This is a genomic window from Pseudomonas sp. (assembly GCF_049645325.1).
Classification (GTDB): Bacteria; Pseudomonadota; Gammaproteobacteria; order Pseudomonadales; family Pseudomonadaceae; genus Aquipseudomonas.
On record NZ_JBARTQ010000627.1, the window covers coordinates 1 to 9673 of the forward strand.

Sequence of the window (9673 nt, forward strand, 5' to 3'; positions counted from 1 at the left end):
TCGCACCGGTTTGCGCCACGAAACCGACTCCAGAGCCTTCGCCCGTCCTCAGCCTCAGATATCGTACTGGCGAGAACCGCAGCGCGCAGCGGCATTTGGCTAGCATTCGTATATCTACGATCTCACCAATAAATGGGCGACTTCAAATAAAACTCCCGTTTAGCGCGGAGACAAAATTCACGTTAAAAAAGTTCATTATTTTTAAATGTGATTGATTTAAAATCACCAACATCTGTGCACATCGCGAATAGCGCGAGCAGTGCACAGGCATTGACACCAAAATGAAGCGTGATCCAGATCAAGTAATCCTGAACGCACGCAAAAGGTACTGGAGTGCCTCCCAGATTCATTCCACTATATGAAACACAAATGCCTTCGCCTGCTGGCAAACGGAACCATATGAGCCGCTACAGATGGCATGAAATACCCTATTCAAGTCGGAGCAAGGATGAAGACCAAAACCATCGCGATTATTGGCGCAGGCTTCTGCGGCTCAGTATTAGCAATGCATTTATTGCGCACCCCCACCGTTGCGCCCCTTAAAATCCTACTCATCAGTCGGCCCGGCGCCATGGCCCGAGGGGTGGCTTACGGCACTCGCAGGTCTTCACACGTACTCAATGTACCCGCAGGCAGAATGAGCGCTCTAACTGACAATGACGACAGCTTTTACGAGTACGCTAAAGGCCTCAATCCGGACTTCACTCCGGCATCTTTTGTCCAGAGACAACTCTATGGTGACTATCTAGAAGCACTGCTGAACGATGCCTCGCATAACGCGGTTCAAGGCAACGAGTTATGCAGTGTTACCGGCGAAGTTCTGGAGGTGTTGCCACGCAAAGAGAGCGACGGTGCTCGCGTCCTGATGAAAAATGGCGACCATTTTGATGTCGAGAGGGTCGTCCTGAGCATCGGAAGCTGTGCTCGCCAACGGCCTCCAACTACAAAAGAGAGTCGGACGTTTTACGAAGACTCGCGCTATATTCACGACCCATGGCAGGCCGAGGCGCTCGCCCGTATAGAAAAAAACAGCCCGGTGTTCTTGATTGGCAGCGGATTGACCATGTTAGACGTAGTACTCGACCTGCGCGATCGCGGACACCAAGGGATGATTCATGCAGTTTCTCGTCGCGGACTTCCCCCACAACCTCACCGAGTACTTAGCTCGCACCCTCACTATGATGGCCAGCTGTCTCAACACATGCTAAATCACTGCACCACACGTCACTATCTACGTGCAGTTCGCAACGCAATAAAGCTCCAGACGCTTGAAGGGGGCGACTGGCGTGACGTGATTGGCGGACTGAGGTCAACCACCCCTCAACTGTGGCACGCACTCCCCATCCTTGAGCGACAACGCTTTTTGCGTCACGTACGTCCTTACTGGGACACCCATCGTCACCGCTGCGCACCGCAGGCGGGAGCACGCTTGCAGGCCGAGATTGACAAAGGCAGCCTCAAACTCTTTGCAGCACGGGTAACAGGCTACGAATCAAATTCGGAAGGGGTCAGCGTTCATGTTCGCCGCCGCAGAGCAAAAAACGAGGAAAAGATTAGAGTGTGTGCCGTAATTAATTGCACGACACCAGCCTTCGATCTCCGACAATTGGACGACCCGCTTCTCGAATCGCTACGAACTGGTGGCCTGCTAAAACCCGATGCACTGGGGACAGGCATGGAGATCGCCCCTTCAGGCGCACTGGTAGATAGCGAAGGAGCGGAGTCGCGCTGGCTGTATTACGTCGGCCCCTTCCTGCAAGCACGCGACTGGGAAGCCACTGCCGTGCCCGAGTTACGAGAGTATGTAAAGCGCATGGCGGACACCCTCACCACCGTACTGCACGTCGGTGATCCGCAAATCTAGCCCTCCGCGACCACAAAAGACCGAGGAGGGAGACACAGCCTGCTAGCTTTTACGGAACACAAAGACCAACCCAACAATAATCAACCCCATCCCCAGCACGCTCAGCAGCGCAAGCCTGTTGCCGAAGATCAAATAATCCATCACCGCCGTCACCGCCGGCACGAGGTAGAACAAACTGGTGACATTCACCAGATTGCCCCGGGCGATGAGGCGGTACAGCAACAGCGTCGCCAGTAACGACACCACCAAGCCCATCCACAGCACGGGCAGGTAAAAACCTGCGCTCTGTTCAACATGAAACGGCTGGAACGGTACAAACACCGAGCACAACAACAACCCCGCCAGGTACTGCACGGGCAAGGTGCCCAAGGGGTTGTCGGTGATGCGCTTTTGCATGATCGAGCCAAACGTCATGCTCGCCAGCGCCAGCAGCCCGAACAGCATCCCCGCCAGTGACATGCCCGACAGGCCGATGCCTTGATAGACCACCATGACCAGCCCGGCCAGCCCCAGCGCCAGGCCGAACACCCGGCTGAGCGAACGCTGACGCTCTATTAACACAACGGTCAGGATCGGCTGCACGCCCATGATGGTGGCCATCATGCCGGGCGTCACTTTGAGGTCCAGCGCCAACAGATAGAAAATCTGATAGGCCCCCAACAACACCAGGCCGGTTGCCGCCGCATACCACAGGGGTTTGCCGGGGCGCGGCAGTTTCAGTTTGAGGATCGGCACCAGCACCATCAGGCCGACAAGGGCGATGGCAAAACGGACCAGCAAAAAGGCAAAGGGCGACGCATGGGCCAGGCCCCATTTGGAGAAGATCGCCCCGCTGCTCCACAGCAAGACAAACAGGCTCGTCGAGGCCGCCGCGGCCACGGATTGTTTCGAAAGAACAGACATGGATACCACCTGTAATCAGGCAAAAAAGCCAATTCAGCAGAGGCTGAAACTCAGTAGGTTTTTTTCAGGCGGGCAGAGGGGAACAGCGATTCGCTGATCAGCCCGAAATGCCAACACCCGGCGGTGATACGACTGCGTACACCGGCGTGCTACTGACAGGTGGGGGGGTAGTGACTGATCTGCGCAGGCTGTTTATTCCCGCACGGCACGACCACAGCGTTGACCGCTGTATCGACTACCGCTATGCGCTGGGAAGACGCTGGCATGGGCTGATCTTTTTGAAGGGATAAAGACGCGATGACTATAACCAGCCGCAAACATACTTTGCAACGACTTCACCCACGCCTTTTGCGTGGAGGAGTTTTCATGCCAGCAAGGAATCCCGGTCGTTATACTGCCGCCGAGTTTTTTCCAAGGATTTCACATGATCGCTTTACCCTGGCTGTACCTCGTGCTTCTTTCCGCTGGTTACGCGCTGGCGCTGACCTACGGACAACTGGGCGTGCTGGCGGCCGTTTCGGTGGCCATGCTGCTGATAGCCGGGTACGCCGTGCGCCAGCAACGTACGCCCTGGGCACGCTACCTGGGGCATGGGCTGTTTATCGTGCTGGCACTGGGCCTGGCGATGCACTGGCTGCCGGGATTTTACAACGGTCGTGGCATCGCGCCCCAGCACTTGACCCCAGACTCGGTGCCGTTTTCGCTCTACCTGAATCAGGACAAACCGCTGATTGGCTTCTGGCTGCTGCTGGCTTGCCCGTGGATTGTGGCGCGCCGCTCGCTACGCCTGACACTCTGCGTCACGGCCCTGGCCTTGGCGCTGACGGCGGTCGCCGCACTGGGTGGCGCAGCGCTGCTGGGCATGATCAGTTGGGCGCCGAAATGGCCGGAGCAGGCTTGGCTGTGGGTCCTGAACAACCTGCTGCTGGTAACCCTGGTAGAAGAGGCACTGTTCCGCGGCTATGTTCAGGGCGGCCTGAGCCAACGCTTCAAACACCTGCCTTACGGCGAGAACCTCGCCCTGTTGTTGGCATCGCTGCTGTTTGGCCTGGTGCACCTGGGCGCAGGCTGGCACTGGGTGCTGCTGGCAAGTATTGCAGGCGTCGGTTATGGCCTGGCTTACCGCTTTGGTGGCTTGGGCGCGGCGATTGCCACGCACTTTGGCTTGAACCTGCTTCACTTCGGGTTGTTTACCTACCCGATGCTGGCCGGCTGATTGTTGCAAAATTAAGTTAAATAAACCTCAATCCCGGCCGATAACCCCTGAAAGCCTTGCGGATTGAACAACCATGCGTAATAACCAACCCGTTACCCAGCGCGAACGCACCTTCCCCGCTCAGCAACGGTTGATCTCCACCACAGATGCCAAAGGGGTTATTACCTACTGCAACGACGCCTTCGTCGAAATCAGTGGGTTCACCCGTGAAGAGCTGATCCGTGCCCCGCACAACCTGGTGCGTCACCCGGATGTGCCGTCGGCCGTGTTCGCGCACATGTGGTCCACGCTCAAACAAGGCTTGCCATGGATGGGCATCGTCAAGAACCGCTGCAAGACGGGCGATCACTACTGGGTTAACGCCTATGTGACGCCGGTCTTCGACGGCAACCAGGTGGTCGGCTTTGAATCGGTGCGCATCAAGCCCACCGCCGAGCAGATCCGCCGGGCCGAAGCGCTCTACCAGCGCCTCAACCAAGGCAAGTCAGCCGTTCCCCAGCGCGACAAGTGGCTGCCGGTGCTGCAGGACTGGCTGCCGTTTATCCTGGTCAGCCAATTGAGCTTCATGATCGGCGCCTCGCTCAACTCCCACTGGGGCTTCGCCCTCGCGGCGGCGTTGTCGGTGCCGCTGGGCCTGCTGGGCTTGAGCTGGCAACAGCGCGGCCTCAAGCGCTTGCTGCGCCTGGCCGAGCAGACCACCTCCGACCCGTTGATCGCGCAGATGTACACCGACAGCCGTGGCGCACAGGCGCGGCTGGAGATGTCGATCCTCAGTCAGGAAGCGCGTCTGAAGACCTGCCTTACACGCTTGCAGGACACTGCCGAGCACCTTAATGCCCAAGCGGCGCAGTCCAATACCTTGGCGCACAACAGCTCCAGCGGCCTGGAACGTCAACGCGTGGAAACCGAACAGGTGGCCACGGCGGTCAACCAGATGGCGGCGACCACCCAGGAAGTTGCCAGCCATGTGCAGCGCACTGCCGACGCCACCCAGGAAGCCAATCGCCTGACCGGGCGCGGCCGTGATATCGCCGGCGAAACCCGCGATGCCATCCAGCGCCTGTCGGTGGCCGTGGGTGAAACCGGCGTGACCGTGACCCAACTGGCCAAGGACAGCGACGAAATCGGCGGCGTGGTCGATGTGATCAAAGGCATCGCCGACCAGACCAACCTGCTGGCACTCAATGCCGCCATCGAAGCGGCGCGCGCCGGTGAGATGGGCCGTGGTTTTGCGGTAGTCGCCGACGAAGTCCGCCAATTGGCGCAACGCACCGCAGAATCGACCGGGCAGATTCATACCCTGATCGCCAAGCTGCAGCAGACCGCCGCCGCCGCCGTGCAAACCATGGACGCCGGGCATCGTCAGGCTGAAGAAGGTGTGGCGCGGGTGATGGAGGCCGATAAAGCACTGGTGGGCATCAGCGAAGCGGTGGCCAACATCACCGACATGACCACTCAGATTGCCGCCGCCACTGAAGAGCAAAGCGCGGTGGCCGAAGAGATCAGCCGTAACATCAGCACCATTGCGCTGTTGGCGGACCAGACCTCGGAACAGGCGATGAACTCGGCGCAGTTGAGCGAGGAGCTGACGCACACGGCAAATACCCAGTATTCGCTGGTGGAGCGTTTCAACCGGTAAACCGCTATCGCAGGCAAGCCAGCTCCCACATTGGATTGGGTTCACACATTTCTATTTGTGAATACAGTCCAATGTGGGAGCTGGCTTGCCTGCGATGAGGCCCTAACAGGCGCCGATGAACCCAGCCACCTGTACCGCCGCAGCCTCCAAATGCTGCGCATGGCTGAACCCCGACGCCTTCAACGGCTTCAAGTCATGATCCCCCGCCACCAGCCACATCACCTCGATGCTCGGCGACAATTCATACCCTTCCACCGCCGCCCGATTACCCAGGGCATCACGCTCACCTTGCACAATCAACGTCGGCGTCTTCAACCCGGCCAGGTGCTCGACCCGTGGCTTTTCCGGCTTGCCCACCGCATAGAACGGATAACCCAGGCACACCAGCCCATCAGCGCCTAACTCATCCGCCAGCAAACTGGCCATGCGCCCGCCCATCGACTTGCCGCCAACCGCCAGCGTCCCAGTGACATGACGTCGCACCTGGGCATACACCTCACGCCAGGCCTCCAGCAGTTTCGGCGCCGGGTTCGGCGGGCGCTTGCCGCCGTCCAGACGCCGCTGGGCCATGTACGGAAACTCGAAGCGCAACACGTTCACGCCATGCCCGGCAAGGCGTGCAGCCATGTCGTTCATGAACGATGAGTCCATCGGTGCGCCAGCGCCGTGGGCCAGGATCAAGGTGACAGGCCCACCGGCCGCCACGCCTGCCGCGACATCCCAGCGCCAGCCGCGTTCCCGCACACACTGCGCCCATTGATCCCCGTCAATACTGGCCTTGTGCTCTTTGCCCATGCTTGCCTCGCTTTTTAGTCTGCCTATAACTCCAGCCCAAGTGCCGCATTTGCTTGGGTTGAACCGTGGATGGGGAACCATGAACACTACTTTAAGTACCGCCTATAACTACAAGGTGGTCCGCCAATTCGCCATTATGACGGTGGTGTGGGGCATCGTCGGCATGGGGCTCGGGGTTTTTCTCGCCGCTCAATTGGTTTGGCCTGCTCTCAACTTCGATTTGCCCTGGACCAGCTTCGGCCGCTTGCGCCCGCTGCACACCAACGCGGTGATCTTTGCCTTCGGCGGTTGCGCGCTGTTCGCCAGCTCGTTTTACTCGGTGCAGCGCACCTGCCAGACCCAGCTGTTCGCGCCGAAAATCGCCGCGTTCTGCTTTTGGGGCTGGCAACTGGTGATTGTGCTGGCGGCCATCAGCTTGCCGCTGGGCTACACCACGTCCAAGGAATACGCCGAGCTGGAATGGCCAATCGCGATTCTTATCGCCATCGTCTGGGTGGCCTACGGCGTGGTGTTCTTTGGCACGCTGATGAAGCGCAAGACCAAGCACATCTACGTCGGCAACTGGTTCTTCGGCGCCTTCATCATCACCGTGGCCATTCTGCACATCGTTAACCACGCGTCCTTGCCAGTCAGCTGGACCAAATCCTACTCGGCCTACGGCGGTGCGACGGATGCCATGGTGCAGTGGTGGTATGGGCATAACGCGGTAGGCTTTTTCCTCACCGCCGGCTTCCTCGGGATGATGTACTACTTCGTGCCGAAACAGGCCGAGCGCCCGGTGTATTCCTATCGTTTGTCCATCGTGCACTTCTGGGCGCTGATCACCCTGTACATCTGGGCCGGTCCGCACCACTTGCACTACACCGCGCTGCCGGACTGGGCACAGTCACTGGGCATGGTGATGTCACTGGTCCTGCTGGCTCCCAGCTGGGGCGGCATGATCAACGGCATGATGACGCTCTCGGGCGCCTGGCATAAGTTGCGCAGCGACCCGATCCTGCGCTTTTTGGTGGTCTCGCTGGCGTTCTACGGCATGTCGACCTTCGAAGGGCCAATGATGGCGATCAAGACGGTCAACGCCCTCTCCCACTACACCGACTGGACCATCGGCCACGTGCACGCCGGGGCGCTCGGCTGGGTGGCGATGATCTCCATCGGCGCGCTGTACCACATGATCCCGAAAGTCTTCGGCCGCGAGCAGATGTACAGCCTCGGCCTGATCAACGCGCACTTCTGGCTGGCCACCATCGGCACCGTGCTCTACATCGCCTCGATGTGGGTCAACGGCATCGCCCAGGGCCTGATGTGGCGTGCCGTCAACGAAGACGGCACCTTGACCTACTCCTTCGTCGAAACCCTGGTGGCCAGCCACCCAGGCTTCATCGTGCGGCTGGTCGGCGGGGCGATCTTCCTCAGCGGCATGTTGCTGATGGCTTACAACACGTGGCGCACCGTGCGTTCGGCACAACCCGCCGAAGTCGCCGCTGCGGCGCAGATGGCCTGAGGAGTCGATGATGAAACACGAAACCATTGAAAAGAACGTCGGCCTGCTGATGCTGCTGATGGTGCTCGCCGTGAGCATCGGCGGCCTGACCCAGATCGTCCCGCTGTTCTTCCAGGATGTGACCAACAAGCCGGTCGAAGGCATGAAGCCCTACAACGCGCTGCAACTGGAAGGCCGCGACATCTACATCCGCGAAGGCTGTGTGCAGTGCCATTCGCAGATGATCCGCCCGTTCCGCGCCGAAACCGAACGCTACGGCCACTACTCGGTCGCCGGTGAAAGCGTGTGGGACCACCCGTTCCTGTGGGGCTCCAAGCGCACCGGCCCGGACCTGGCCCGCGTCGGCGCGCGCTACTCGGACGACTGGCACCGCGCGCACCTGTACAACCCGCGCAACGTGGTGCCGGAGTCGAAAATGCCGGCCTACCCGTGGCTGGTCACGGCCGCGGTCGACAGCAGCCACACCGAGACCAAGTTGAAAGTGATGCGCACCCTGGGCGTGCCGTACACCGACGACGACATCAGTGGCGCGGTCGCCAGCCTCAAGGGCAAGACCGAGATGGACGCGCTGGTTTCCTACCTGCAAGTGCTCGGCACTGCCATCAAGAGCAAGAGGTGAGCCATGGGATTTGAATTCGATGCAGGCACCATTCGCGGCCTTGGCACGCTGGTGGTCGCCATCGCCTTTATCGGCCTGTCGCTGTGGGTGTTCAACAACCGGCGCAATGCGGAATTCGAGCAGGCACGCTTGCTGCCGTTTGCCGATGAACCTTCTCCACCCGACGCTCAAGAAGCGCCTGCAACAAGGAGCACTCGGCCATGACTACGTTCTGGAGTACATGGATCTGCGTACTGACCCTCGGCAGCCTGATCGGCCTGACCTGGCTGTTGATCGGCACCCGCAAGGGCGAGACCAAGGGCAGCGTGGACCAGACCATGGGCCATGCCTTCGACGGCATCGAGGAATACGACAACCCGCTGCCACAGTGGTGGTTCATGCTGTTCGCCGGCACGCTGGTGTTCGCTGTCGGCTACCTGATCCTCTACCCCGGCCTGGGCAACTGGAAAGGCGTGCTGCCGGGCTATGAAGACGGTTGGACCCAGACCAAGGAATGGGACAAGGAAATGGCCAAGGCCGACGCCAAGTTCGGGCCGATCTTCGCCAAATTTGCGGCCATGCCGGTGGAAGAAGTCGCCAAGGACCCGCAGGCGCTGAAAATGGGCGGTCGCTTGTTTGCCTCCAACTGCGCGGTGTGCCATGGCTCGGATGCCAAGGGTGCGTATGGTTTCCCGAACCTGGCCGATAATAGCTGGCGCTGGGGCGGTTCGGCCGAGGCGATCAAGGCCACGATCATGAGCGGCCGCCACGCGGCGATGCCGGCCTGGGGTGAAGTGCTGGGCGAGGACGGTGTGAAGAACGTCGCGGCCTATGTGCGTCACGATTTGGCCAAGTTGCCGTTGCCGGCCGATAACACCGCCGATCTTGCCGCCGGGCAAGCGACGTTCAGCACCACTTGCGTGGCGTGCCACGGCCCGCAAGGTCACGGTGTGGAAGCTATGGGGGCGCCGAATCTGACCGAGCCGGGTGGGTTTATCTACGGGACCAGCCTGGCGCAGTTGCAGCAAACCATTCGCCATGGTCGCCAAGGCCAGATGCCGGCGCAGGAGGTGCTGCAGGGGAATGACAAGGTGCATTTGCTGGCTGCTTATGTGTATAGCTTGTCGCATAGCGCTGATGGGGGGGCGTTGGAT

9 protein-coding genes are annotated in these 9673 nt (G+C 60.0%); 7 read left to right on the forward strand and 2 right to left on the reverse strand.

Translation table 11 applies throughout. The features are described 5' to 3' along the window. The first annotated feature begins 448 nt into the window (after window positions 1-448). The gene (locus WBB95_RS26700) at window positions 449-1864 is read left to right on the forward strand and encodes an FAD/NAD(P)-binding protein (RefSeq protein ID WP_424490303.1); all 1416 of its coding nucleotides are present in this window, start codon (window positions 449-451) and stop codon (window positions 1862-1864) included. A 42-nt stretch (window positions 1865-1906) separates the two neighbouring features. On the opposite strand, the gene WBB95_RS26705 is transcribed toward WBB95_RS26700, so the two are convergent. Then, on the reverse strand, window positions 1907-2767 hold the full coding sequence (locus WBB95_RS26705) for a DMT family transporter (protein ID WP_424490304.1): 861 nt from the start codon (window positions 2765-2767) through the stop codon (window positions 1907-1909). Window positions 2768-3191: 424 nt separating this feature from the next. Here WBB95_RS26705 and WBB95_RS26710 point away from each other — a divergent pair, with 424 nt between their 5' ends. Then, window positions 3192-3983: a lysostaphin resistance A-like protein gene (locus WBB95_RS26710; protein ID WP_424490305.1), complete on the forward strand. Its 792-nt coding sequence runs from the start codon at window positions 3192-3194 to the stop codon at window positions 3981-3983. Between the two features lie 73 nt (window positions 3984-4056). After that, the gene (locus WBB95_RS26715) at window positions 4057-5622 is read left to right on the forward strand and encodes a methyl-accepting chemotaxis protein (protein ID WP_424490306.1); all 1566 of its coding nucleotides are present in this window, start codon (window positions 4057-4059) and stop codon (window positions 5620-5622) included. A gap of 102 nt (window positions 5623-5724) precedes the next feature. On the opposite strand, the gene WBB95_RS26720 is transcribed toward WBB95_RS26715, so the two are convergent. Then, window positions 5725-6417, reverse strand: coding sequence for an alpha/beta family hydrolase (locus WBB95_RS26720; RefSeq protein WP_424490307.1), 693 nt, complete (start codon window positions 6415-6417; stop codon window positions 5725-5727). A 79-nt stretch (window positions 6418-6496) separates the two neighbouring features. Between WBB95_RS26720 and ccoN the strand changes: the two genes are divergently transcribed. From ccoN to ccoP, 4 genes are all read left to right on the forward strand, one after another. Next, window positions 6497-7921: a cytochrome-c oxidase, cbb3-type subunit I gene (gene ccoN / locus WBB95_RS26725; RefSeq protein WP_424490308.1), complete on the forward strand. Its 1425-nt coding sequence runs from the start codon at window positions 6497-6499 to the stop codon at window positions 7919-7921. 10 nt (window positions 7922-7931) lie between these two features. Continuing rightward, window positions 7932-8540, forward strand: coding sequence for a cytochrome-c oxidase, cbb3-type subunit II (gene ccoO, locus WBB95_RS26730; RefSeq protein ID WP_424490309.1), 609 nt, complete (start codon window positions 7932-7934; stop codon window positions 8538-8540). Window positions 8541-8543: 3 nt separating this feature from the next. After that, window positions 8544-8744: a cbb3-type cytochrome oxidase subunit 3 gene (locus WBB95_RS26735; protein ID WP_424490310.1), complete on the forward strand. Its 201-nt coding sequence runs from the start codon at window positions 8544-8546 to the stop codon at window positions 8742-8744. Continuing rightward, window positions 8741-9673: cytochrome-c oxidase, cbb3-type subunit III (gene ccoP / locus WBB95_RS26740; RefSeq protein WP_424490311.1), on the forward strand; the 933-nt coding region annotated here is incomplete at its 3' end. The genes WBB95_RS26735 and ccoP, both read left to right, overlap by 4 nt.

Bases quoted from the DNA above. Each gene is read 5' to 3' on its own strand.
- WBB95_RS26700 (WP_424490303.1), top strand. From the start codon at position 449: ATGAAGACCAAAACCATCGCGATTATTGGCGCAGGCTTCTGCGGCTCA.
- WBB95_RS26705 (WP_424490304.1), bottom strand. From the start codon at position 2,767: ATGTCTGTTCTTTCGAAACAATCCGTGGCCGCGGCGGCCTCGACGAGC.
- WBB95_RS26710 (WP_424490305.1), top strand. From the start codon at position 3,192: ATGATCGCTTTACCCTGGCTGTACCTCGTGCTTCTTTCCGCTGGTTAC.
- WBB95_RS26715 (WP_424490306.1), top strand. From the start codon at position 4,057: ATGCGTAATAACCAACCCGTTACCCAGCGCGAACGCACCTTCCCCGCT.
- WBB95_RS26720 (WP_424490307.1), bottom strand. From the start codon at position 6,417: ATGGGCAAAGAGCACAAGGCCAGTATTGACGGGGATCAATGGGCGCAG.
- ccoN (WP_424490308.1), top strand. From the start codon at position 6,497: ATGAACACTACTTTAAGTACCGCCTATAACTACAAGGTGGTCCGCCAA.
- ccoO (WP_424490309.1), top strand. From the start codon at position 7,932: ATGAAACACGAAACCATTGAAAAGAACGTCGGCCTGCTGATGCTGCTG.
- WBB95_RS26735 (WP_424490310.1), top strand. From the start codon at position 8,544: ATGGGATTTGAATTCGATGCAGGCACCATTCGCGGCCTTGGCACGCTG.